At 66.9% G+C, this 22,375-nt stretch carries 23 protein-coding genes; 8 read left to right on the forward strand and 15 right to left on the reverse strand.

Annotation, left to right across the window (positions count from 1 at the left end):
- Positions 1-12 precede the first annotated feature (12 nt).
- Together pyrI and pyrB are read right to left on the reverse strand one after the other, a co-directional pair.
- Positions 13-474, reverse strand: a complete 462-nt coding sequence (pyrI, locus tag BSG17_RS11790) for an aspartate carbamoyltransferase regulatory subunit (protein ID WP_089824274.1) — start codon at positions 472-474, stop codon at positions 13-15.
- Positions 471-1,385, reverse strand: a complete 915-nt coding sequence (pyrB, locus tag BSG17_RS11795) for an aspartate carbamoyltransferase (RefSeq protein ID WP_089824277.1) — start codon at positions 1,383-1,385, stop codon at positions 471-473. The genes pyrI and pyrB overlap by 4 nt, the downstream gene beginning before the upstream one ends.
- Before the next feature lie 127 nt (positions 1,386-1,512).
- Here pyrB and BSG17_RS11800 point away from each other — a divergent pair, with 127 nt between their 5' ends.
- Positions 1,513-1,980 carry a hypothetical protein gene (locus tag BSG17_RS11800; RefSeq protein WP_089824279.1) on the forward strand — a complete coding sequence of 156 codons (468 nt, stop codon included), beginning with the start codon at positions 1,513-1,515 and terminating at the stop codon, positions 1,978-1,980.
- 9 nt (positions 1,981-1,989) lie between these two features.
- Here BSG17_RS11800 and BSG17_RS11805 read toward each other — a convergent pair whose 3' ends face one another.
- The 5 genes from BSG17_RS11805 to gdhB all read right to left on the reverse strand — a co-directional run bounded on the left by BSG17_RS11805 (position 1,990) and on the right by gdhB (position 7,860).
- A complete protein-coding gene (locus tag BSG17_RS11805; RefSeq protein ID WP_089824281.1) occupies positions 1,990-2,934 on the reverse strand; it encodes a dienelactone hydrolase family protein in 945 nt (314 codons plus the stop codon).
- Between the two features lie 213 nt (positions 2,935-3,147).
- Entirely contained in the window at positions 3,148-4,404 is a 1,257-nt protein-coding gene (locus BSG17_RS11810) for a Glu/Leu/Phe/Val family dehydrogenase (protein ID WP_089824283.1), read from the reverse strand.
- 125 nt (positions 4,405-4,529) lie between these two features.
- Positions 4,530-5,378 (reverse strand): HpcH/HpaI aldolase/citrate lyase family protein, encoded by an 849-nt coding sequence (locus BSG17_RS11815; protein ID WP_089824285.1) that lies wholly within the window; start codon positions 5,376-5,378, stop codon positions 4,530-4,532.
- A gap of 51 nt (positions 5,379-5,429) precedes the next feature.
- Positions 5,430-6,254, reverse strand: a complete 825-nt coding sequence (locus BSG17_RS11820) for a PGF-CTERM sorting domain-containing protein (RefSeq protein WP_089824286.1) — start codon at positions 6,252-6,254, stop codon at positions 5,430-5,432.
- A 328-nt stretch (positions 6,255-6,582) separates the two neighbouring features.
- A complete protein-coding gene (gene gdhB, locus BSG17_RS11825) occupies positions 6,583-7,860 on the reverse strand; it encodes a glutamate dehydrogenase GdhB (protein ID WP_089824288.1) in 1,278 nt (425 codons plus the stop codon).
- Positions 7,861-8,061: 201 nt separating this feature from the next.
- Here gdhB and BSG17_RS11830 point away from each other — a divergent pair, with 201 nt between their 5' ends.
- Complete coding sequence (locus BSG17_RS11830) at positions 8,062-8,517, forward strand: MaoC family dehydratase (protein ID WP_089824290.1); 456 nt, start codon at positions 8,062-8,064, stop codon at positions 8,515-8,517.
- Positions 8,518-8,523: 6 nt separating this feature from the next.
- Here the strand turns inward: BSG17_RS11830 and BSG17_RS11835 are convergent, their stop codons facing one another.
- Positions 8,524-8,910 carry a DUF5658 family protein gene (locus BSG17_RS11835; protein ID WP_244531520.1) on the reverse strand — a complete coding sequence of 129 codons (387 nt, stop codon included), beginning with the start codon at positions 8,908-8,910 and terminating at the stop codon, positions 8,524-8,526.
- 137 nt (positions 8,911-9,047) lie between these two features.
- Entirely contained in the window at positions 9,048-10,805 is a 1,758-nt protein-coding gene (locus BSG17_RS11840; protein ID WP_089824292.1) for an acyl-CoA carboxylase subunit beta, read from the reverse strand.
- A 117-nt stretch (positions 10,806-10,922) separates the two neighbouring features.
- Here BSG17_RS11840 and BSG17_RS11845 point away from each other — a divergent pair, with 117 nt between their 5' ends.
- Positions 10,923-11,747: an NAD-dependent epimerase/dehydratase family protein gene (locus BSG17_RS11845; RefSeq protein WP_089824294.1), complete on the forward strand. Its 825-nt coding sequence runs from the start codon at positions 10,923-10,925 to the stop codon at positions 11,745-11,747.
- Positions 11,748-11,952: 205 nt separating this feature from the next.
- Here BSG17_RS11845 and BSG17_RS11850 read toward each other — a convergent pair whose 3' ends face one another.
- Together BSG17_RS11850 and BSG17_RS11855 are read right to left on the reverse strand one after the other, a co-directional pair.
- Complete coding sequence (locus tag BSG17_RS11850) at positions 11,953-12,834, reverse strand: class 1 fructose-bisphosphatase (RefSeq protein ID WP_089824296.1); 882 nt, start codon at positions 12,832-12,834, stop codon at positions 11,953-11,955.
- On the reverse strand, positions 12,834-13,661 hold the full coding sequence (locus BSG17_RS11855; protein WP_089824298.1) for a class I fructose-bisphosphate aldolase: 828 nt from the start codon (positions 13,659-13,661) through the stop codon (positions 12,834-12,836). Before BSG17_RS11855 ends, BSG17_RS11850 begins: the two co-directional genes overlap by 1 nt.
- A 250-nt stretch (positions 13,662-13,911) precedes the next feature.
- On the opposite strand from BSG17_RS11855, the gene BSG17_RS11860 reads away from it, so the two are divergent.
- Positions 13,912-14,769: a 3-hydroxyacyl-CoA dehydrogenase family protein gene (locus tag BSG17_RS11860; RefSeq protein ID WP_089824300.1), complete on the forward strand. Its 858-nt coding sequence runs from the start codon at positions 13,912-13,914 to the stop codon at positions 14,767-14,769.
- 120 nt (positions 14,770-14,889) lie between these two features.
- On the opposite strand, the gene BSG17_RS11865 is transcribed toward BSG17_RS11860, so the two are convergent.
- The gene (locus BSG17_RS11865; RefSeq protein WP_089824302.1) at positions 14,890-15,651 is read right to left on the reverse strand and encodes a hypothetical protein; all 762 of its coding nucleotides are present in this window, start codon (positions 15,649-15,651) and stop codon (positions 14,890-14,892) included.
- Positions 15,652-15,819: 168 nt separating this feature from the next.
- Here BSG17_RS11865 and mvaD point away from each other — a divergent pair, with 168 nt between their 5' ends.
- A complete protein-coding gene (gene mvaD / locus BSG17_RS11870) occupies positions 15,820-16,797 on the forward strand; it encodes a phosphomevalonate decarboxylase MvaD (RefSeq protein WP_089824305.1) in 978 nt (325 codons plus the stop codon).
- A gap of 220 nt (positions 16,798-17,017) precedes the next feature.
- A complete protein-coding gene (locus BSG17_RS11875; protein ID WP_089824307.1) occupies positions 17,018-18,169 on the forward strand; it encodes an NAD(P)/FAD-dependent oxidoreductase in 1,152 nt (383 codons plus the stop codon).
- 48 nt (positions 18,170-18,217) lie between these two features.
- Here the strand turns inward: BSG17_RS11875 and BSG17_RS11880 are convergent, their stop codons facing one another.
- Together BSG17_RS11880 and BSG17_RS11885 are read right to left on the reverse strand one after the other, a co-directional pair.
- Positions 18,218-19,030 (reverse strand): BtpA family protein, encoded by an 813-nt coding sequence (locus tag BSG17_RS11880; protein ID WP_089824309.1) that lies wholly within the window; start codon positions 19,028-19,030, stop codon positions 18,218-18,220.
- Positions 19,031-19,326: 296 nt separating this feature from the next.
- A complete protein-coding gene (locus BSG17_RS11885; protein WP_089824311.1) occupies positions 19,327-19,770 on the reverse strand; it encodes a GNAT family N-acetyltransferase in 444 nt (147 codons plus the stop codon).
- 84 nt (positions 19,771-19,854) lie between these two features.
- Between BSG17_RS11885 and BSG17_RS11890 the strand changes: the two genes are divergently transcribed.
- Complete coding sequence (locus tag BSG17_RS11890) at positions 19,855-20,301, forward strand: hypothetical protein (protein ID WP_089824313.1); 447 nt, start codon at positions 19,855-19,857, stop codon at positions 20,299-20,301.
- Between the two features lie 55 nt (positions 20,302-20,356).
- Complete coding sequence (locus BSG17_RS11895; protein WP_089824315.1) at positions 20,357-21,391, forward strand: AIR synthase family protein; 1,035 nt, start codon at positions 20,357-20,359, stop codon at positions 21,389-21,391.
- A gap of 9 nt (positions 21,392-21,400) precedes the next feature.
- On the opposite strand, the gene BSG17_RS11900 is transcribed toward BSG17_RS11895, so the two are convergent.
- Positions 21,401-22,348, reverse strand: coding sequence for an alpha/beta hydrolase (locus tag BSG17_RS11900; protein ID WP_089824317.1), 948 nt, complete (start codon positions 22,346-22,348; stop codon positions 21,401-21,403).
- Positions 22,349-22,375 lie beyond the last annotated feature (27 nt).

The following is a 22,375-nucleotide window of genomic DNA, read 5'->3' on the forward strand; positions in this document are numbered from 1 at the left end:
CGCTCGGGGCGCTCAGGCGACGTCGAGGTGGTCGGCGATGTCCTCGCGGATGATCTCGCTACAGTACGTACAGCGGACGCCGTCGTCGACGACGTCGAACTTCGAGACGACTGGCTCGTTCGCCTGTGTGATGCAGTTGCGGTTCGGACACGAGAGTACGCCCGTCACGGTCTGGGGGCGTTCGACGCGGAGTTTGTCGACGACCTCGTAATCGCGGACGATGTTGATGGTCGCCTCCGGCGCGATGAGCGAGAGCACGTCCACCTCCGACTGACTCAACTCGCGGTCTTCGACCTTGACGATGTCCTTCTTGCCGAGGCGGTCGGAGGGAACGTTCATCCCGATGCTGACGGACTCACCGGACGCGCCGTCGATGCCGAGAATGGCGAGGACGTTGAGTGCCTGCCCACCGGTGACGTGGTCGATGACGGTGCCGTTGCGGATCTTCGAGACGCGGAGTTCGTGTTCGCTCATCGGTCGTCCTCCAGCAGGGAGTCGAGCAGCGCCATTCGGACCGGGACGCCGTTGTGTGCCTGTTCGAAGTACGTCGCGTGCGTCGTCTCGTCGATCTCGGGGGCGATCTCGTCGACGCGCGGCAGCGGATGCATCACCGTGAGGTCGTCGTTGGCGGCCTCGAGCGTGTCGAGGTCGATCTGGTACTCGCCGGCGACCTGGCGGTACTCGTTCTCGTCGGGGAACCGCTCGCGCTGGATACGGGTGACGTAGAGCACGTCCAGCTCCGAGAGCACCTCGTCGAGTTCGGTGTGCTCGCGGACCTGTGCGCCCGCCTCGTGGAGGTCGAAACGGACGCTCCGGGGCAGACGAAGGCTCTCGGGGCTGATGAAGTGTTGACGAGCGTCGAAGTTAGTCAGCGCCATCGACAGCGAGTGGACCGTCCGCCCGTACTTCAGATCACCCATGATGCCGATGGTGAGGTCGTCGAGCCCGGCGTTCTCGCGGATCGTGAACAGGTCCAAGAGCGTCTGACTCGGGTGCTGACCCGCGCCGTCGCCAGCGTTGACGACGGGGACGTCGACGAACTCCGTCGCCAACTTCGCGGCTCCCTCGCTCGGATGGCGGAGGACGATGGCGTCGGCGTACCCCTCGATGACGCGGACGGTGTCGGCGAGGCTCTCGCCTTTCTTCACCGACGACGACTCGACCGACCCCATGTCGGTTGTGTCGCCGCCGAGCCGTTTCATGGCCGTGTCGAAACTCATCTTGGTTCGGGTGCTCGGTTCGAAGAAACAGAGTGCGAGCACCGACCCGGCGCGTCGCTCCCGGAACGCCGCGGGGTTCTCGGCGATGTCGGCCGCCCGGTCGAGCACCGCCTCGATGTCCTCCCGCGTGAGTTGGTTCGCGGAGATGAGGTGGTCGTGGCGCATCGTTTGGTGTGGTATCGTGCAGGGGCTTGAATCAATCGGGTCGCTCTCTGTCTGGGGTTATGCGTATCTGTGTCTATCGACACCGGACAGAACAGTTATCCGCCACCCACCGCTGTCGACGGGTAGGATGCCCTCCACAGACCGACCATCCGCCCGCCGTGCGCTTCTGGTCGTCACCCTCGCCGTGACGCTCGGTGCGCTCGCCGCGCCCGCGGTCGTCTCCGCCGAGGAGACGTACACGCTGTCGTACGTCGGTGTCGACTACGAGGCGAACGCCATCCACGACGAGGCGTACTTCTGGTCCACACTCGGCGACGAGGAGCGGGCGACGCTGACGTCGGCCCGCCGGGCGGGGACCGCCACCCTCGCCGAACGGCCGTGGTTCCTCGACGGTGACGGCGAGAGTGACGGCGACGGCGGCGACGTCCGGTTCTCCGTCGTCCGCGACGAACGCGTGTACCAGTACAGCCTCGATCACACGACCTCGCCGTGGTGGTTCGACTACCGGACGGAGACGGCGCTCGCCGGTCTCACGCTCGCCGCCGGTACGGTCGGGTGGAGTGTAGTTCGACGCGTCGACGCGCTGTGGGAGTAGCCCCCAGACTCACTCCTTCAGGTTCTCGTCGAGGAAGACGAGCGTCTCGTTCCAGGCGTCCCGGGTGGCCTCGGGGTGGAACCGCTCGCCGCTCGGGTTGGCGAAGGCGTGCGGAGCGCCCTCGTAGACGTGGATCTCCCGTTCGACGCCGAGTTCGCCGAGCGTCCGGTCGAACTCGCGGACGGTCTCGACCGGAATCGAGTCGTCCTCCGCGCCGAAGATACCGAGAACGGGCCCGTCGACGTTCCGTAACTCCGACTCGTCGGTCGTCAGCGACCCGTAGTAGATCATCGTCGCGTTCAACTCGGTGTCGCTGAGGCTCAACTGGAGGCTCTGCCCGCCGCCGAAACACCATCCGAGGCTGGCGACCCGGTCGGTGGTGTACGGCGCTGCGCGGAGCGCCGTGACGGCGCGATCCATCTTCGCGAGGGCCTCCTCGGGGTCGTTCCGGACGTCGCCCGCGAGTTCGCCGGCGCGCGCGGAGTCAGTCGCCACCTCCCCGTCGTAGAGGTCGACGGCGAACACGACGTAGCCGTGGCCCGCGAGGACGTCGGCCATGTGTTCGATGTTCTCGTTGAGTCCCCACCACTCGTGGATGAGGACGACGGTGGGGTAGGTGCCGTCGTCCGCGGGCCGGGCGAGGTAGCCCGGCGTCCCGTCGACGGTCGTCCGTTCGGCGGTGATGGGGGTGAGGTTCTCGACGGCGAAGATTGCGGCGTTTCCGCCCGAGACGACGGCCTGACAGGTCCCGTCTTTCTCGATCTCGCCGGGTTGACAGCCGACGTGTGCCGTCGTCTCTCCGGCCGTCGTTGTCGTGCCAGCGATCTCCGACTCGGTCGCCGTCGACTCCGCCGTTGCAGTCGGCGACGCCGTGTCGCCTCCTTGGAACGCCGTACACCCGCTCAGGAGGAGGAGTGCGGCGATCCCTATCGACCCAAGTTTGCGGCTGTCCATCCGTCGGTAGACGGTGGCAAACGGTAAAAGCAGTCGTGTCAGCACAGTTTGAGGTGGCTCCTCCTCGACGAGCGAACTCGATGGAGCGAGGCTCCATCGGGTAGCCCATCACCAGCAGTCGAAGAGTTCTGGTTAACAGCCAGAAACCGACGGTCGCTGGCGACGCCCTCAGAGCCGAGGCGGGTTAGCGCCGAGGGAGTGGGGCAGGGTAGTTTACGGCCAGTTACCGCCCTGCTGGTAGGCCTTGGCGACGCGTTCGATGGCGACGACGTAGGCGGCGGTGCGGAAGTTCGCGAGGTCGTTCGTCTCGTAGGCGTCGACCATGTTCTCGAAGGCGTCGACGATGATCCGTTCGAGCTCCTCGTTGACGCGCTCTTCGGTCCAGTAGAAGCGCTGGCGGTTCTGCACCCACTCGAAGTACGAGACGGTGACGCCGCCGGCGTTGGCGAGGATGTCCGGGAAGACGTGGACGTCGCGTTCGGTCAGCGCGTCGTCGGCCTCGGGCGTCAGCGGGCCGTTGGCGGCCTCGACGACGACGTCCGCCTTCACGTCCCGTGCGAGGTCGCCGTCGATGGCGTTCTCCAGCGCAGCGGGGACGAGCAGATCGACGTCGAGCGTCAGCAGCTCCTCGTTCGTCAGCTCCTCGTCGTAGTCGTCGTAGCTGGTGACGCTGCCGGACTCGTTTTTCGCGTCCTTGACGGCTTTCGGGTCGAAGCCGCCTTCCTTGTAGATTCCGCCGCTAGAGTCGGAGACGGCGACGACGTCCGCGCCGAGATTGTCGATGAGACGCGCGGCGATCCAGCCGGCGTTCCCGTACCCCTGGACGGCGACGGTCGCATCCTCGATCTCCTCGTCGAGGTAGTCGAACGCCTCGCGGGCGGTGAGCATCGTCGACCGACCGGTCGCCTCGACGCGACCTTCGCTGCCGCCGGAGTCGAGCGCCTTCCCCGTGATGACGCCCGGTGCGGTCGTGTTCTCCAGCGTCTCGTAGGTGTCTTTGATCCAGTTCATCTCCCGCTGGCCCGTGTTGACGTCGGGCGCCGGGATGTCGCGGTCCTCGCCGATGAGCGGGCGGAGCTCCTTCGCGAAGGACCGCGTGATGCGTTCGAGTTCCGACTCGCTGTAGTCGGCCGGGTCGATGACGATCCCGCCCTTGCCGCCGCCGTAGGGGATGTCGACGATGGCGCACTTGTACACCATCCACCCCGACAGCGCCTTCACCTCGTCGCGTGAGACGTTCGAGTGATAGCGGATGCCGCCTTTGTACGGTCCACGGTCGCCGTTGAACTGCGAGCGGAACGCCTCGAACACTTCGACGGTGCCGTCGTCCATCTCGACGGAGAGGTTCGTCTCCAAGACGCGTTCGGGGTGTTTCAGACGGTTGACGACGTCCGGTTCGAGGTCGAGTGACGCGGCGGCGTCGTCGATCTGCTCCTGCAGGGATTCGAACGGATTGGCCTCGTCCGACATAACCGATACACTTCTTGGGCGTTGGTTAAGTGTGCCGGAATAACATGCCACACGAACGACCGTGAAAGACCGGAGCGGCCGTCAGCGTCGCGGTTTCGCTCCCTCGGTTACCCTCCGTTTTCCCGTCACCACTCGTCGGCCGCACGCGCCCGCTCTCGAACCCGTTCGGCCTGAGCGATCAGCGGTGCGTCGATCATCTCGTCGTCGACGCGGAACACGCCGCGACCCTCGGCGTCGGCCTCCTCGCGGGCGGTCAACACCGTCCGCGCCCACTCGATGCGCTCTGCGTCCGGCGTGAACGCCTCGTTGATGACGTCGACCTGCGCGGGGTGGATCGCCATCTTCCCGTCGTAGCCGAGCGTGAGCGCGAACTCGGTCGCCTCGCGGAGTCCGTCCGTGTCTTCGAAGTCGGTGTAGACGGTGTCTATCGCGTCGACGTCGGCGGCGCTCGCCGCGAGGACGACGTGTTCCCGGGCGTAGAGTACCTCCGTCCCCTCGTCGGTACGCGTCGCACCGATGTCGGCCGCCAGATCCTCCGCCCCGAAGACGAGCGCGTCCGTCGCGCTCGTCGTCGCGATCGAGTCGGCGTTCAGGACTCCGGCCGCGCTCTCGACGAGCGCGAGGACGGGGAGGTCGAACCCCACCCGCGTCATCCGCTCTTCGATCCGGACGACGTCGTCGAGCCCGCTCACCTTCGGTACCATCACCGCGTCGAGTCGGAGGTCGTCGTCGAGGACGGCGTCGAAGTCAGCGGCGGCAGCGTCGCCCGGGTTCACGCGGACGCACACCTCGGCGTCGGGGTCGAACGCGGGGTCTGCGAGCACCTCGGCGACCGCCTCTCGAGCCTCGTTCTTGCGGGCCGGGGCGACCGCGTCCTCGAGGTCGAAGACGACGGTGTCTGCGCCCGTACTGGGGGCTTTGCGCATCAGGTCCGGGCGGTCGCCCGGCGAGAACATCACGCTACGTCGGGACATACCGTCCCCATCGTCCGCCACCGATTTGAAAGCAGGTGGCCGCAGAGAGGGTCAGCGACGCTCGCCGCGTCGGCCGCGTCGCCAGAGTACTCCTGAGAGCACTGTCAGCGCGACGAGCGCACCGACGACGCCGAACCCGGGACTCTCCGTCTCGGTCGTCGCCGCCGTCGCCGGATCCGCCGTCTCCGCGGTCGTGGCGTCGCCCGTCGGCACGGTCGTCGGCGAGACGGTGGGTTCGGGCGTGGGTGTCGGCTCCGGCGTCGGAGTCGCGGTCGGCGTCTGCGTCGGAGTCGCGGTCGGTGTCGGGGACGGCGTGAACGTCGGCGTCGGTTCCGAAGTCGCAGGGGCGTCACCGACACGCAGCTCCGCGACGGCCTGCGCTGCGACCGTTCGCGGGTTGTACGTCACGTTCACGTCGTACGTCCCGGCCACGGGCGGGTTTTCGATTCGGTACGAGAGGACGACCTCGTCGCCGACGCGGGCCGACCGCCCTCCCTGTACCTCGACCGAGAGCACCCGTCCGTCGTCTTCCGACTCGATGTCGGTGATGTCGTCGTCCAGTCTGACGTCGACAGCGTCGCCGGGTTCGTCGCCGTCGCGGTCGATACCGAACTCCTCGATGCGGTTGTCGTCGATCTCGCGGGTGTCGACGTCGGCGTCGCCGTAGTCGATTCGGAGTCCCTGGACGTCGCCGGTAGTGTTCTCGTCGATGGGGACGACGACGACGTGCGTCGTCGACACGCCGGGGTCGGTCGACTCGGCCTCGACGGTCGCGGTCGTCGCTTGCTGTGCGAGGGTCGCACCGGGAAACGCCAGCGCGACGAGTCCGACGACGACGAGTCCGACGAGAGCGATGGATAGCGTAGTGTGAGTCATGCCTCTCGCAGTCGGCACGTCCGTAGAGAGGTCTCCCGTTCGTGGGGGAGAGAGTCCGGACGTGGTCGATGCTCCTCTACAGTATCGTGCCGTATCAGCATCAACTATCCCCTCCAGACGGCAGCCGAACGTTCAAGATGGGGAACGCGACCAGACGCACCGTGGTCTGAGAGCGACCACGGAGCGGGCCGGGGGTGTGTGCCACGCCGCTCCGTGAAACGACTACGCCGTGAGACCGAGACCGGCGTCCGTGGCACCTGCTCGCTTCGTCAGAGGGAGGTGGTCCGCAGCGGAGAGGGGGTCGCGCAGTGAGACGTCCGCCGGGGCGTCAGGGCCACAGCCCGCGCGCGTCGTGTGCTTCGGCGACGCGCGAGAGCGCTACCAGGTAGGCGGCGTCTCGCCACGTCACGTCGCGCGCCTCGTACTCGCGGCGGACGGCATTCCACGCCTTCAACATCTGCGTCTCAAGCTCTTTGTTGACGCGGTCGAGCGACCACTGGCGGCGGTTGATGTCCTGCAACCACTCGAAGTACGAGACGGTGACGCCGCCGGCGTTGGCGAGGATGTCGGGGATCACCGGGACGTCGTTCCCTTCGAAGATGACGTCGGCGGCGGTCGTCGTCGGCCCGTTCGCTCCCTCGACGACCATCCGCGCCTGCACGTCGTTGGCGTTCTCCGCCGTCAGGACGTTACCGACGGCCGCCGGGATGAGGATGTCGACGTCGAGTTCGAGCAGCTCTTCGTTGCCGAGTTTCTGTGGTGCGTCGTAGCCCGAGACCATTCCGGGGCGCTCGTCGTGACCCTCGACGTCCCTCGTGTCGAGACCCGTCGGGTCGTAGATCGCGCCGTTGACGTCGGAGACGGCGACCACCTTCGCGCCCCACTCGTCGAGCGACCGGGCGGCGTTGGCACCGACGCTCCCGAACCCCTGGACCGCGACGGTGGTGTCCTCGATCTCCCAGTCGTAGTAGTCGATCGCCTCGCGGGCGACGATGGCGACCGAGTGGCCAGGGGCCTCCTCGCGCCCGTAGGAGCCGCCGATGACCGGCGGTTTGCCGGTGACGACGCCCGGGATCGTCTCGCCCTGTTGCATCGAGTAGGCGTCCATGAACCACGCCATCGTCTGGGGATCGGTCCCCATGTCGGGGGCGGGGATGTCCTTCATCGGGCCGACGAAGTCGCGGAGCTCCTGGGCGAACCGGCGGGTGAGCCGTTCCTTCTCGTCGGAGCTGAGTTCTTTCGGGTTGACGACGATGCCACCTTTCCCGCCACCGAACGGGAGGTCCATGACGGCGCACTTCCACGTCATCCACATCGAGAGGCCGATACACTCGTCGGCGCTGACCTCGGGGTGGTAGCGGAGACCACCTTTGAACGGACCGCGGACGCTGTCGTGCTGTGCGCGGTAACCGGTGTAGATCTCCGTCTCGCCGTTGTCGCGTTTCAGCGGAATCGATACCTGGTGGACCTTCGTGGGGTGTTTGAGACGCTCGACGACACCTGGGTCGACGTCGAGGTGGGCTGCGGCGCGTTCGAGCTGTCGACGGGCGGTTTCGACGGCAGTCTCCTGTGCTTCCGGTTCTGACGGACTCGTTTCCTGGGACATGGGTTGGTGTGTTGACCGTGCCTCACGGCTGTATCGCGCCGTGAGACTACCCGCCGGCAAACCGGTTGTACCGTCTCCGGTCTCCGGCGGGCAGTTGTGGGACAGTTCCTCGTCGTGGTGTATAATCGTTATTAATCGGTTTTGGTAATGCCAGGTATTGCCAACCGTCACGGTTTTCTGTGATACGAGTCCACGAGGAGTATGCCCGGACGGTACTACGAGGAGTTCGAGGTCGGCGAGACGATCGAGCACGACCGACGCCGCACCGTGAGCGAGAGCGACAACCAACGGTTCTGCGACATGACCATGAACCAACAGCCGCTCCACCTTGACGCCGAGTTCGCCGCCGACACGCAGTTCGGCGAACGGGTGGTCAACGGGATCTACACGCTCGCGCTCGCGGTCGGCGTCTCGATCCCCGAGACGACGGACGGAACCATCGTCGCCAACCTCTCGTACGACGACGTCTCACATCCGCACCCTGTGTTCCACGGCGACACTATCAGAGCGCAGTCGACGGTAACGGAGAAACGCGAGACCTCCGACGGCGAGCGCGGGGTCGTGACGATGCACGTCGAGGTGTTCAACCAGGACGACACGCTCGTCTGCGAGTTCGACCGGACGGTGCTCTCGCTGAAGCGAGAAACAGAGGCGTGAGCGCGCTCAGAGGTGGAGAGTGACGAGCAACGCCGTGTTGCTCACCCCGGCGACCGCCCAGGGGAGGCTGAGTCCCAGCGGGACGACGCCGCGGAACGCCGACGGCATCAGCCACCAGGCGGTCACGCCGACGAGGAGCGCCGACCCCTTCAGCACCGAGAACGTCCCGAACAGACCGAACGTCGGCAGGAGGGCGTTCACGAGCGGGTTCATCTCGGCGAGTCCCAGTCGCAGTCCGTACGTCGTGGTCACGACGTCGAGGGCGAGCGTGAGCAGCGCCAGCGTCCAGAGCGCGGCCTCGTAGCGAGTCGCTCGTCTTGCACCGCGTGCGATACACGTCTCGACCGTCCCGGTCGAGGTCGGGTCGACGCCGGAGCGAGAGGGTGTTGCCAAATCGGTCACCTCCGAGGGCGAGCGCGCCCACGTACCTCCCCCTTCGACGGGAACCCCCGTTAGTAGATTCCACCTAACCGACCGCACCAGTTCTGTAACGACCCCTTACACGGCGTTCTCGGATGGAGTCGAGCGAGTCACAGGATCGTCCCGTGTTTCTTGTCCGGGAGTGACTTCTCGACGGTCTCGTAGAACGCGAAGCGGTTGGTCAGTTCCTGACGGAGCGTACTCGGCGGGACGACCTCGTCGATGACGACCTCGCTCGCCATCCGGTGGACGTCGATGTCGCGGCGGTACTCCTCGCGGAGTTCCTGTTCGCGCTCCGCCCGCTCTTCGGGGTCGTCGATGGCGTCCAGTTTGTTCGCGTAGACGGCGTTGATGGCCGCCTCGGGACCCATGATGCCGATCTCCCCCGAGGGGAGCCCGATGACGCTCTCGGGGTCGTAGGCGGGGCCGCCCATCGCGTAGATACCCGCGCCGTACGCTTTCCGGACGACGACTGTCTGTTTCGGCACGGTCGCCGACGACGTGGCGTAGATGAACTTCTTGCCCTTCTCGAGGATCGCGTCTTTCTCGACCTGTGAACCGGCCATGAACCCCGGCGTGTCACACAGGTAGAGCAGCGGGATCTCGTAGGCGTCGCAGGTCCAGATGAACTCGGCGGCCTTCTCGGCCGCGTCGGGGAAGATGGCACCCGAACGCTGGGTCGGTTGGTTGGCGACGACGCCGACCGGACGACCGTCGATACGACAGAAGGCGGTGACGATCTCCGGCCCGTAGTCCGGTTTCAGCTCGAACACGGACTCGGCGTCGGCGATGCGGTCGAGCAACTCGAAGACGTCGTAGGGGCGGTTCGGCGCCTCCGGGATGAGCTCGTCGATACCGTCGGGAGAGTATTTCGGTGGCTTCGGCTCCGCCTTCGGCGGCTTCTCGCCCGCCTTGTCCGGCAGGTAGGAGACGAGTTGCGCGACCAGCTGGCGGGCGTGCGCCTCGTCGCTCGCGACGAGGTCCGCACTCCCGGAGTACTTCGCGTGGACCGACGGTCCGCCGAGCTCCTGCATGTCGATGTCCTCGCCGGTGACCATCTTCACCATCCGCGGCGACGCAATCGCCATCGCGCTCATCCCCTCGACCATGACCGTGAAGTCCGCGAAGACGGGCGTGTAGGCGGCACCCGCGATGCACGGCCCGTAGAGCACGCAGATCTGGGGGACGCGCCCCGAGAGCATCGAGTGGTTGTAGTAGTACTTCCCGATCCCCTCCCGGTTGGCGAAGAAGCCGGTCTGTTCGTCGATCCGTCCTCCAGACGAGTCCATCAGGTAGAGCACCGGTTTCCCGTTCTTCAACGCGCGCTGTTGCATCCGGAGGAACTTCTCGACGCCGCGTTCGGCCATGCTCCCCGCTTTGACGGTGAAGTCGTTGGCCATGAAGTGGAGTTCGCGACCCTCGAACTCGGCGGCGCCGGTGATGAGGCCGTCCGCCGGCAGTCGGTTCCCGGGGTCGCTCTCCTCGACGTCGGGTGAGTTCGGATGCCAGCCGTCGAAGTGGGCGAACTTCCCGTCTTCGAACAGCAGTCCGTCTCCCTCCTCGTCGCCGAACCAGAGGTCGAGTCGGTCGCGGACGAACAGTTTCCCCTGCTCCGGGAGACGCTGTTTGTACTTCTCGGGGCCGCCCGAGAGGATGTCGTCGATCTCCTCGCGGAGAGCGGTCTCGCGCTCGGTCGGTCCGAGGTCGTCGTCGAGCGGGTAGTCGATCTCTGGAGGCTCGGCGGTGGCAGCGGGTTCGGGGGCGTCGCCGACGTGGACCGCGATGTCGGCACCGAGATGTTCGGCGAGCGCACTCGCGATCGCGCTGGCTTCCTCCTCGGTCGCACCCTCTCCGACGTGAACTTTCATACCACGGTGTGCGACTGGCTATTCAAAATTGTTTTCCATGTGAGACTGTATCCGAGATATATGACAAGTCAGTAACTCGACCTAGAGATCTAAGGGGGATACCCTCAGTTTGCTGGTATGGACATCCTGATTACTGGTTCTCACGGAACGGTCGGGACGGCCCTCACAGAGCATCTCCCAGACGAACACGAGTTTACCTTGCTCGACGAGCGGACGGTCGCGGGAGACCACCCCCACGCCGACTACGACACTGTTCTCGCCGACGTCGCCGACTACGAGGCGATTCGGCCCGCGTTCGAGGGCCAGGACGCCGTCGTCCACCTCGCGGGCTACCCGCGGACGGACGGAACGTTCGACGAGGTACTCGACGCCAACGTCGTCGGCACGCACAACGTGTTGGAGGCGGCCCGCGACGCCGGCATCACGCACGTCGTCTTCGCCTCCTCGAACCACGTCGTCGGGATGACCGAGGTCGCGAACCAGCCGGACATCTACTTCGGCACCGACGTCGAACTCGACCACACCGCCCCGATTCGCCCGGACTCGGAGTACGGTTCCTCGAAGGCCGCCGGCGAGGCGTTCGGCCGCCAGTACGCCGAGAACTACGGGATGAACGTCTACGCGCTCCGTATCTGTAGCGTCCGCGACCCCGAGTACGACCACCCCTTCGGCGACGCCGAACGAGGCATCGACGACGGGCGGTGGGAACGCGGGAGCGACGAGTATCTGCGACAGGCCGCCCGGATGAAGTGCATGTGGCAGTCCCGTCGGGACTGCGCACAGTTGGTCGACTGCTGTCTGCAGAACGACGACGTCCGCTTCGGCATCTTCTACGGCGTCAGCGCCAACGAGCGCAGTTGGTTCGACATCGACCACGCTCGGGAACGCCTCGGTTACGAACCGCAGGACAGCGCCGACAACTGGGATATGCCGCCGAAGTAGGTCGGCTCAGCCACCGATCTCGTCGATCGCCGCGAACACGCCGTCGACGCCCGCCGTCCGCAGACGGATCTCCGTCGGCTCCGGACGTGTCTCGTCGCGTGACCAGAAGCGGGCGTCGGCCGCGTCGTCGTCAGCGGCCGGGTCGCCGGTGGTTCGTGACCGCAGAACGGTAACGTCGAACGAGACGATCGTGTCGACCGAGCAGTCAGCCGAGTACCGTCTCCAACTGCTCGACGAGCTCGTCGTTGCCGACGTGGACCGGGACGCGCTGGTGGAGGTCGGTCGGCTCGACCTCGAGCAGCGACTGGGAGCCGTCCGAGGAGCGCCCACCGGCAGACTCGATGATGAAGGCGATGGGGTTGCCCTCGAACTGGAGTCGGAGTTTCCCCACGGGTGCGGACTCGAGCGCCGGATACGCGAAGATCCCGCCGTAGGTGAGCACCTGGTTGATGTCGCCGATCATCGCCCCGCCGTAGCGCAGTTTCATGCTCTCGTCGGCCTCGACGAGTTCGGCGTAGGTAGCGAAGTCGGACGTCCAGTCGGGGACGCGTCCGCCGAAGCCGTACACCGAGGGGTCGTCGGGGAGTCGGACGTCCTCCTCGAGCAGTTCTCGCTGCCCGTCGTCGACGAGATACTCGGTGACCCCGTCGGCGTCTGCAGTCATCATCGTCGTGATGGGACCGAACAGCACGTACGCGGCAGCGACGAGGTCCGCTCCTTCCGCAGGCAACGGCGCGTCGTAGACGGCGACGATGGTCCCCATCGTGTTGTTGGATTTGAGGTTCGACGATCCGTCCAGCGGGTCGATCGCGACCGACAGCCCCGTCTCTCGCTTGCCGTCCGTCGGGACGACCTTCGTCCGCTCCTCGCTTGCGTACTCGACGACCGAGTCGAGCGACCCGAGTTCCTCGAGGAACAGCTCGTCGGCGTAGGCGTCGGCCGCGAGCTGCGTCTCGCCGCTCGGGTTCGTCTCGTCGTTCTGCACGCGGCGGCCGGGCAGCGCCTCGCGGATGGCGGGAGCGAGGGCGGCGACCGTGTCGAAGATCTCTCCGATCTCCTCCGGGTAGGAGTCCACCTGTATCGCCATCAGTCTGTGGTGGCGTCGACGCGGTCCTCCGCCCCGGACGCTGCGGAGAGCGCCTCGTCAGTGGTCTTTTCCTCGAAGATGACCTGTTCGAGCGCGTCGAGCAGCTCCGTCGGGTTCTCCCGCTGGAAGACGTTGCGTCCGACGGCCAGTCCCGACGCTCCGGCGTTCATCGCCGTCTCGACGGTCTCGAGGAACTCCCGGTCGCTCGTCTTCGACCCGCCGGACATGACGATCTTCGTGTCGCCGGCGACGTCACAGGCCCACTGCATCGCGTCGGCGGAACCGGGATACTTGATCTTCGTGATGTCCGCCCCGAGTTCAAGACCGAGACGGGAGGCGTAGGCGATGGTGCTCCCGCTGGTATCGTTCTTCAGCCCCTGTCCGCGCGGGTACGACCACATCACGACGCCCATGTCGTGGTCGCGGGCCGCCTCCTGTGCGTCGCGGAACTCCTCGGCCATCTCGACCTCGTTGTTCGACCCGCCGTACAACGTGAAGCCGATGGCCTCCGCGCCGAGGTCGGCGGCGTTCTCGACCGACCAGTTGACGGCGGAGTCGGGTTCGCCCATCCACATGTTGGACGTCCCGTTCAGTTTGGCGAGGAGGCTCACGTCGTCCTCGTAGGAGGGGTAGTACGCCTCCGCGAGGCCCTTCCCGACGGCGAAGGCGGTGACGGCGTCGTGCGTCGCCACGTCGAACACCGTCTCGGGATCCGCCGACGCCGGGACGTCTTCGAAGTCGACTGGGCCGTGCTCGAGACCGTGATCGTAGGCGAGGATCAATGCCTTCTCGTCGCGCGTGATAGCGTCGTCGGCAAACGGAATCATCTGGTACAAAATCCGGTAACAGAGTATAAAAATCATTTGACCGTTACCAATCTGAGTGAGAACCTTGGAGAACTCGTAAGAGAATTCGAAACCCGTTCTGAAACCGTTACTCCGCTAGCGTTCAATTACTACTCAGATAGTAAATAATCCCCACCCGTTCGCTCGGTGTCGGCTCGATCGGAGGGCGTCCGGCGAGACGTTCACGAAAGACGTCGCTAGTCTTACGGTGTCAGCGCGAGCAGAGCCAGCCATGCGTGGTATGGACGAGATTCAGCGGATCGGCGTCGTCGGCGCGGGAACGATGGGCAACGGGATCGCTCAGGTCGCGTCGACGGCCGGTTACGACGTCGTGATGCGTGACATCGAACAGGAGTTCGTCGACGACGGACTGTCGAGCATCGAAGACAGCCTCTCGCGGTTCGTCTCCAAGGAGGAGCTGAGCACGGACGAGGCCGACGCGATCCAAGAGCGGATCACCGGGACGACCCAGCTCGACGATCTCGCCGACTGCGACTTCGTCGTCGAGGCCGCCGTCGAGAACATGGAGATCAAGCAGGACATCTTCGCCGACCTCGACGAGCTCCTGCCCGAGGACGTCGTGCTCGCGACGAACACCTCGACGCTCTCGATCACGACCATCGCGAGTGCGACGGAGCGTCCCGCGCAGGTCGTGGGGCTCCACTTCATGAACCCGGTGCCCCTGATGAAGGGGGTCGAACTCGTCGTCGGCGAGAAGACCGCCCCCGAGGCGGTCCAACTCGGCCACGACCTCGCCGAAAACCTGGACAAGGAGACCTGGGAGTCCGACGACAAACCCGGCTTCGTCACCAACCGCATCCTGATGCCGTGGATCAACGAGGGGATCCGCGCCTACGACGAGGGCGTCGCCTCGAAGGAGGACATCGACCGCGGGATGACGCTCGGCACCAACGTCCCGATGGGGCCGCTCACGCTGGCCGATCATATCGGGCTCGACATCTGTCTGGACGCCTCGGAGACGCTGTTCGAGGAACTCGGCGACCGCTACAAGCCGGCGTACCTCCTAAAACGGAAGGTCGATGCCGGCGACCTCGGAAAGAAGACGGGGAGAGGGTTCTACGAGTACTGAACCGCGATCACGCGGCGATCGCACGACCGCTCCAACGGTTCGAAACAGTCGGTGCCGACCGGCAGGGAGACAGAGACGGGGACGTGCCGACGACTCGATTCAGGGAGGGTCGTCCGGAGCTCAATCGCGTTTCTGAATGTCGTGGATGGTGTGTTCTGCACCGCGCTTCTCGAGCCACTGACGGTGTTCGATCGTCTCGGCGTTCGAGCCGTACTCGTCGACGAACTCCCGGAACGATTCGCGGTGCTCGCGGAACTGTTCGCGGTGTTCGTCGTACGCCTCCTCGTGACGCTCCCACTCCTCCTCGGTGGCGTCGGTGCGCTCGAGGCGGTCGTGCTCCGATTCGAGCCGTCTGTGCTCCTCGTCGAGCGACTGGCGTTCCTCCTGGAGACGCTCGAATTCGGCGTCGCGGTCTCCGTCGCTCGAGTCGCCGGCGAAGCCGCCGGACTCGTTGCCGGAACCGCTCGACGCGTTTCCGACGGAGTCGTTCTCGACGGAGTCGGTCGCCGGCGTCGCCGTGGACGTGCCGTCTGCGTCGGCGGTGTCCGGCGCGGCGGTTCCGTCGTCGCCGCCGTCCCCGCTCTCACTGCCGTCCTCCGCGTTCGACTCGGAGGCGGTCGCGGTCGACTCCGACGCTGCCTCGGCGGTGGCCGGGTCGGAGGCCATCTCGCTGCTGGCTGCTTGATCGTCGTCCGGTTCGGCGACCGGCTGCGGCGAGATCGGGTCGACGGGGCCGACGGCGATGACGACCGCTGCCAAGAAGAACAGCGCCCCGGCGAGAGTGAGTGCGAGTTGCAGATGATCCTGTGAGCTCCCGGAGAGCAGCGACCACGGTCTCGGCCGACGTCGCCGTGTTCGCCCGGTGCTCAGTACAGACTCCATACAGATGCCAGCCAGTGAGCTACCATTATTACCCGGTCGATAATCTCAGTTCAACGAGAGGAAACGTTCCACTAGACTCGTGCGGAGGTCCGAACGACTCGGGGCGGGGAGTCCGAACGGCTACCCGCATCCAGCACGCTTAACCCACCGCCAGACAGCAACGACAGTATGAAAGCGACCGCACGTGCTCACCCCATTCAGGGGCTCGTGAAGTACCACGGGATGCGAGACGAGGAGCTCAGACTCCCGTACCACGACAGCATCAGCGTCTGTACCGCGCCGTCGAACACGACGACCACCGTCGAGTGGTTGCCGGACGGAGACGAGGACGTCTACGTCATCGACGGCGAGGCGGTCGACGGCCGCGGCGCGGAACGCATCGAGATGGTGCTCAACCACGTCCGCGAACTGGCGGGGTTCGACCACAGTGTCAGGATGGAGAGCGAGAACTCCTTCCCCTCGAACGTCGGCTTCGGGTCGTCGTCCTCGGGGTTCGCGGCGCTGGCGATGGCCGCCGTCGAAGCCGCCGGTCTGGACATGACGCGCCCGGAGATCTCGACGGTCGCCCGCCGTGGCTCCTCGTCGGCCGCACGCGCAGTTACGGGTGCTTACTCGCAGCTCTACACCGGTCTCAACGACGACGACTGTCGCTCGAAGCGGATCGATACGGGCGGCGACCTCGAGGAGGACGTCCGCATCGTCGCCGGACTCGTCCCGGCGTACAAGGAGACCGAACAGGCCCACAAGGAGGCCGCCGAGAGCCACATGTTCGAGGCGCGGATGGCGCACATCCACGGGCAGATCGCGGAGATGCGCGACGCACTGCGCTCGGGCGAGTTCCACCGCGTCTTCGAGACGGCCGAACACGACTCTCTCTCCTTGGCGGCGACGACGATGACGGGCCCCGCGGGGTGGGTCTACTGGCAACCAGAGACGATCGCCATCTTCAACGCGGTTCGCGAACTGCGCGACGAGGGCGTCCCAGTCTACTTCTCGACGGACACGGGCGCGTCGGTGTACGTGAACACGACCGCAGAGCACGTCGACGAGGTAGAGGCGGCGATCGCCGACTGCGACGTCGAGACGATGGTCTGGGAAGTCGGTGGTCCGGCGCAGGTGCTGGACGAAGACGACGCGCTGTTCTGAGGAGATTCTCGGGTTCTTTTCGCTATCGCTCGTAGTCGAGTCGGGACTCTTCGTGAGAAGCAGCTCTCGAAAGTCCCGTACTCTCGTCGCAACGCCAGAGCCTGTGGCTCTCGTTCCTCGCGGAGACACGGAGGCGACGAGGCCACGCGCCACGCGGCACGTTCGGTCACACCCTTCCCCTGCCCACACGCTCTTTGTCCTACGGTCCTACCCCCCTCCCATGCAGATAGCCGTCCTCGGCGCGGGCTACGCCGGGCTGACTCTCGCGCGCCGACTCGAAGACCGACTGCCGACGGAGGTCGACATCGTCGTCGTCGACGAGTCTCCCACCCACCTCGTTCAACACGAGGTCCACCGCGTCGTCCGCCACCCCTCCATCGTCGAGGCCATCACCGTCCCGCTGACCGACGTGCTCGACCGCGCGGAGGTCGTCACCGCCCGCGTCGACAACGTCGACGCCGACGCGCGGACGGTCGAACTCGACACCGGTCGGACCGTCGACTACGACTACGCCGCGGTCTGTCTCGGGGCCGAGACGGCCTACTACGACCTCCCCGGCGTCGAAGAGCACAGTACGCCGCTGAAGCGCGTCGCCCACGCCGAGACGATCCGCGAGAACTTCCTCGACGTCTGTGCGTCGGGCGGGACGGTCGTCGTCGGCGGTGCGGGCCTCTCGGGTGTCCAGGTCGCCGGGGAGCTCACCGCCTTCGCAGCGGAGCAGGACGTCGCCGACGTGGTCGACGTGGTGCTCCTCGAACAGATGGATAGCGTCGCGCCGAACTTCCCCGAGAACTTCCAGGAGGCGGTCCGCGACGAGCTGATCGCCCGCGACGTCGAGATCCGAACCGGCGCGGAGGTCAGTCGCGCGACCGACGACGAGATCGAACTCGAGTCGGGGACGCTCGGCTACGACCAGTTCGTCTGGACCGGCGGTATCACCGGCTCCGACGCGATGCACGGCGACCGGCCGATCGTCCGCAACGACCTCCGGCTGAACGGCTCGACGTTCGTCGTCGGCGACGCCGCCCGCGTCGTCGACGCCGACGGGGAGGCGGTGCCCGCCAGCGCCTCCGCGGCCATCCGCGAGGCCGGGACGGTCGCCGGCAACGTCGAGCGACTCGTCGAGCACGACCTCACGGGATCGGACGACTTCACTCCGCGGATGGAGCCGTACCGCTTCGACGTTCCGGGGTGGATCGTCTCCGTCGGCGACGGCGCGGTCGCGCAGGTCGGCCCGACCGTCGTCCGCGGCGCGGCGGCGAAGGCGATGAAGACCAGCGTCGGTGCGGGCTATCTCGGGTCGGTGAAGGCGATCAGACAGGCGACCGAACTCGTCTACGAGGAACTCGGCGACGGTCACTGCGACGACTGAAACCGGGCAGGAGGTAGGACCGGGCAGGGCGTGTTGCGTCGACTCCCGTCAGTCGTCCCTGCGTGCCGCCGCGACGAGGTCGGCGACCCGGTCTTCGTCCACCGGGTACGTCGTCCGCCCGCCGCGTTTGAGCGCCGTGCCGACGATGGCACCGTCCGCGACGTCGAGCAGGTCGGCGACCGTCTCCGTCGTTACCCCGCTGCCGACGAACACCGGCGTCTCGACGTCGAGGTCGGCACTGCGCCGAGCGACCGCGGCCAGTCGGTCGGTGTCGACGGCGTGACCCGTCCCCGTTCCGGAGACGACGACGCCGTCCGCGAGGCCGCGTTCGACCGTCTCGGCGACGACCTCCGGGTCGAACCCCTCGCCGCCGAGCGGCGCGGAGTGTTTGACGTCGACGTCGGCGAGGACGCGGACGTCGGCGTCGAGTCGCTCGCGCAGGCGCATCGTCTCCTGTGCCCGCCCCTCGACGACCCCCTGGTCGGTCACGCGCGCGCCGGTGTGGACGTTCACGCGGACGAACGCCGCACCCGTCGCGGCGGCGACCGAGAGGGCCGCCTCGGCGTCGTTGCGGAGGACGTTGACGCCGACCGGCAGGTCGACGGCGTCGGCGACGGCGGAGACGGCAGTGGTCATCTCCGCGACGACGTGCTTCGGGACGTCGTCGGGGTAGAACGGTGCGTCCCCGAAGTTCTCGACGACGACGCCGTCGACGCCGCCCGCTTCGAGTGCCTCCGCGTCGTGGACGGCGCGGTTGTGAATCAGATCGCGGTTGCCGGCGAACCGGGGCGACCCGGGGAGCGGTGCCAGATGGACCATCCCGACGACGGGTCGGTCGACGCCGAACACGTCGATGTTCATACCTGTCGGTTCTCCTGTGGGGATGAAAAGCGTCCGGGTCGCCGTGACGTCCGGTGATTCTGTCGGAACGGACGTTCCTGTCAGCCGGTCGTTTTGAGCTCGACCGAGTGCGAGTCATCACTTGCCCGACTGCACGACGGCATGCGGTCGGGCGAGTGACCAGTTGCACGAGCTACTGTAGCCCGTCCTTGGAGATGTGGAGGTTGTCGTGGTCGATGGCCTCCGTCTTCACAGCCACGGTTGGGACGGGAACACGAAGGAGACGACAGCTGCGGCGACCCGGGAGATCGACGGCGCTACAGCCGTTTGACCATCTTCACGTGCGGAATGTCGGCCTCGAGGAACTCGTCGCCGACCTGCTCGTAGCCGAGTCGGTCGTAGAACTCTCGGGCGCTCGTCTGTGCGTGGAGATAGAACCGGTCGAACTCGGCGTCGGCGGCTTCGGCTTCGAGCGACTCCATCAGTCGCCGGCCCCAGTCCTCGCCGCGCGAGTCTTCGAGGACGGCGACGCGTTCGACCTTGCAGACGCGGTCGCCGTCGAGTTCGTACTCGCGGAAGCGGGCCGCGCCGACCGGTCGTCCCGCGTCGTAGGCGACGAAGTGCGTCGCCGTCTCCTCGTACTCGTCCCACTCCAGCTCCTCCGGAACGCCCTGTTCGTCGACGAACACCGCCCGCCGGACCGCGAACGCGTCGTCGCGCTTCTCCTCGTCGTCGGCGAGAAAGACGCCGTCTCGTGTCATAAGTCGACGTTGGTGACCGACAGGTTTCGCGTTTTGGGTTCGTCGCGCCGAACTCTTTTGTCGGCCGGTGGTCACGTAGAGGGCATGGTCACCGTCGACGCCGGAACGCTCCTCCTCGGGACGGACCGAACGCTGTCGAGACGCCTCGTCGCCGTCGCGGGCGGGGTCTTGCTACTCGCCACTCTCACCGGACTCGTCGGGCATCTCGTCGAACCGCTCGCTCGCGCAGTCGGCGGCTACGGGTCGCTGGTACTCGTCCCCCTCCTTTCCCTCGTCGGCGTCGGCGCAGCCTACCGGAGTCAGGGACTCGCGGTCTGCTGGCTGCTCGCCTTCACGCCGCTCTACGGCGCGATCTTCAACGGGTTCGCCGGCATCACCGGCGCGTATCCCACGGTCGGCGAGTGGTTCGTGATGGGCGTGCAGTTCGGGGCCGTCGGCGGCCTCCTGCTCGGGACGACCGCGTTCCTCCTCGGGTTCGCCGCTCGTCTCGTCGCCGACCGGTACGGAGGCGGCGACCCACGACCCGCCTGAGCGAGGCAGAACCCACCTTCGGCAGGTCTATTCCGCTGGCGGCGTCACTCCGACTATGACCGACCTCGGGAAAGTCGACCGCGCGTTCTTCGACGAACACATCTACCCGAAATTGGGTGCCGACCGCGACGACGTCGCCGTCGGCCCGAAGCACGGCGTCGACTTCGGCATGCTCGATCTCGACGGAACGGCACTCGTGATGGCGACGGACCCGCTGTCGGTGCTCCCGCGACTCGGCTTCGACCGCGCCGGGCGGTTCGCCCTCCACGTCGTCCTCTCGGACGTCGCCGTCTCGGGGTTGCTCCCGACGCACCTCGCCGTCTCTTTCACCCTCCCACCGGAGATCACCGACGAGCAGTTCGCGGAACTCTGGAGCGCCATCGACGAGGAGTGTCGCGAGTTGGGAATCGGCATCGTCACGGGCCACACCGCCCGCTACGGCGGCGTCGACTACTCGTGGGTCGGCGGCGCGACGGCGATGGCCGTCGGCGACCCAGACGACGTGGTGCGCCCTGACGGTGCGCGACCTGGCGACGTGGTGCTCGTGACGAAGGGGCCGGCCGTCGAGGCGACGGGCCTCTTGACGACGCTCTTCCCCGACCAGTTCGACCTCGACGACGAGACGCTCGCGGCGGCGCAGTCGCGACTCGACGAGACCCGGACCGTCCGCGACGCGGTCACCGCCGCCGCGGCAGGTCCGGTGACGGCGATGCACGACGCTACCGAGGGTGGGCTGTTCGGCGCGCTCGACGAGGTGGCGGAGGGGGCGGGCGTCCGCCTCGACGTCGACACCGACGCGGTTCCGATCCGACCCGGCGTCCGCGAGACCTGCGAGTTCCTCGGCATCGACCCGTGGCTCTCGACCAGTTCCGGGACGCTCGTGCTCACCGTCGGTGCCGACGGCGTCGACGACGTGCTCGCGGAGTTGGACGCCCGAGAGACGCCCGTCGCCGTCGTCGGCGAGGTGAGCGAGGGCGAGGGCGTCTACGTCGACGGCGACCTGCTGGAGCATCCCGGTGTCGACCCCTCGTGGGAAGCGTACGAACGGTTGGCCGCGAACGACGCCGCCGCGAACGACACCGCAGACTGATCTAGTGGGTCACTCGGAGAGCGACGACCGCACCCGCTCTGCGAGCGCGTCGAACGCCGTGTCGGCGACGTCGACGGCGTCGCTCAGGCTCAAGAAGCCGTGAGCCATCGTCGGGTGGTGCTGGTGGGCGACGTCGACGCCGGCGTCGGCGAGGCGGTCGGCGTAGGCCGCCCCGTCGTCGCAGAGCGGGTCGAACCCGGCCGTGACGACGGTCGCCGGCGGGAGTTCCGAGAGATCGGGAGCACGGAGGACCGACGCGTAGGGGTTCGCGCCGTCGACCGGACTCCGGAGGTACTGTGCCCAGAACCACTCCATGTCGGCGCGCGTGAGCAGCGGTCCGTCGGCGTTCTGGCTGTAGGAGTCAGTGTCGAACGCGCGGTCGGTGATGGGGTAGAGCAGTGCCTGGTGGGCGACGTCGGGACCGTCGAACTCCCGCGCTCTGAGCGCGACGGCGGCGGCGAGGTTCCCGCCGGCCGAAGTGCCGGCGACGGCGAGTCGCTCTGGGTCGCCGCCGAACGTCGCCGCGTGCTCGGCCACCCACGCCAGCGCGGCAGCGGCGTCGTCGAGACCGGCGGGGAAGGGGTGTTCGGGCGCGAGTCGGTAGTCGACGGAGACGACGACTGCGCCGACGCGACGGGCGAGGTTGCGACATAGGTCGTCGGCCGAGTCGAGCGTGCCGAGCGTCCACCCGCCGCCGTGGTAGAAGACGACCGTCGGCGCGGGCGTCGTGACCTCGGGTCGGTAGACGCGCACCGGGACGTCGCCGTCCGGACCGTCGAAGGCGTAGTCGCGGACGAACCCCATCGCCTGCTGACTGTCGCTCGTGAACACCTCGTCCTCGACGCGGCGGGCACAGTCGACGCTCATCGCGTGCCACTCGGGGACGCCCTCGGCGTCGATCTCGTCGACGACGGTCGCCAGCTGCGAGTCCATCTCGGTCGTCTCGTGACCGGTCATGACTCTCCCTTCGGCGGGGAGCAGTTA

The organism is Halogranum amylolyticum, assembly GCF_900110465.1.
Taxonomy (GTDB): Archaea; Halobacteriota; Halobacteria; order Halobacteriales; family Haloferacaceae; genus Halogranum; species Halogranum amylolyticum.

Bases quoted from the DNA above. Each gene is read 5' to 3' on its own strand.
- pyrI (WP_089824274.1), bottom strand. From the start codon at position 474: ATGAGCGAACACGAACTCCGCGTCTCGAAGATCCGCAACGGCACCGTC.
- pyrB (WP_089824277.1), bottom strand. From the start codon at position 1,385: ATGCGCCACGACCACCTCATCTCCGCGAACCAACTCACGCGGGAGGAC.
- BSG17_RS11800 (WP_089824279.1), top strand. From the start codon at position 1,513: ATGCCCTCCACAGACCGACCATCCGCCCGCCGTGCGCTTCTGGTCGTC.
- BSG17_RS11805 (WP_089824281.1), bottom strand. From the start codon at position 2,934: ATGGACAGCCGCAAACTTGGGTCGATAGGGATCGCCGCACTCCTCCTC.
- BSG17_RS11810 (WP_089824283.1), bottom strand. From the start codon at position 4,404: ATGTCGGACGAGGCCAATCCGTTCGAATCCCTGCAGGAGCAGATCGAC.
- BSG17_RS11815 (WP_089824285.1), bottom strand. From the start codon at position 5,378: ATGTCCCGACGTAGCGTGATGTTCTCGCCGGGCGACCGCCCGGACCTG.
- BSG17_RS11820 (WP_089824286.1), bottom strand. From the start codon at position 6,254: ATGACTCACACTACGCTATCCATCGCTCTCGTCGGACTCGTCGTCGTC.
- gdhB (WP_089824288.1), bottom strand. From the start codon at position 7,860: ATGTCCCAGGAAACGAGTCCGTCAGAACCGGAAGCACAGGAGACTGCC.
- BSG17_RS11830 (WP_089824290.1), top strand. From the start codon at position 8,062: ATGCCCGGACGGTACTACGAGGAGTTCGAGGTCGGCGAGACGATCGAG.
- BSG17_RS11840 (WP_089824292.1), bottom strand. From the start codon at position 10,805: ATGAAAGTTCACGTCGGAGAGGGTGCGACCGAGGAGGAAGCCAGCGCG.
- BSG17_RS11845 (WP_089824294.1), top strand. From the start codon at position 10,923: ATGGACATCCTGATTACTGGTTCTCACGGAACGGTCGGGACGGCCCTC.
- BSG17_RS11850 (WP_089824296.1), bottom strand. From the start codon at position 12,834: ATGGCGATACAGGTGGACTCCTACCCGGAGGAGATCGGAGAGATCTTC.
- BSG17_RS11855 (WP_089824298.1), bottom strand. From the start codon at position 13,661: ATGATTCCGTTTGCCGACGACGCTATCACGCGCGACGAGAAGGCATTG.
- BSG17_RS11860 (WP_089824300.1), top strand. From the start codon at position 13,912: ATGCGTGGTATGGACGAGATTCAGCGGATCGGCGTCGTCGGCGCGGGA.
- BSG17_RS11865 (WP_089824302.1), bottom strand. From the start codon at position 15,651: ATGGAGTCTGTACTGAGCACCGGGCGAACACGGCGACGTCGGCCGAGA.
- mvaD (WP_089824305.1), top strand. From the start codon at position 15,820: ATGAAAGCGACCGCACGTGCTCACCCCATTCAGGGGCTCGTGAAGTAC.
- BSG17_RS11875 (WP_089824307.1), top strand. From the start codon at position 17,018: ATGCAGATAGCCGTCCTCGGCGCGGGCTACGCCGGGCTGACTCTCGCG.
- BSG17_RS11880 (WP_089824309.1), bottom strand. From the start codon at position 19,030: ATGAACATCGACGTGTTCGGCGTCGACCGACCCGTCGTCGGGATGGTC.
- BSG17_RS11885 (WP_089824311.1), bottom strand. From the start codon at position 19,770: ATGACACGAGACGGCGTCTTTCTCGCCGACGACGAGGAGAAGCGCGAC.
- BSG17_RS11890 (WP_089824313.1), top strand. From the start codon at position 19,855: ATGGTCACCGTCGACGCCGGAACGCTCCTCCTCGGGACGGACCGAACG.
- BSG17_RS11895 (WP_089824315.1), top strand. From the start codon at position 20,357: ATGACCGACCTCGGGAAAGTCGACCGCGCGTTCTTCGACGAACACATC.
- BSG17_RS11900 (WP_089824317.1), bottom strand. From the start codon at position 22,348: ATGACCGGTCACGAGACGACCGAGATGGACTCGCAGCTGGCGACCGTC.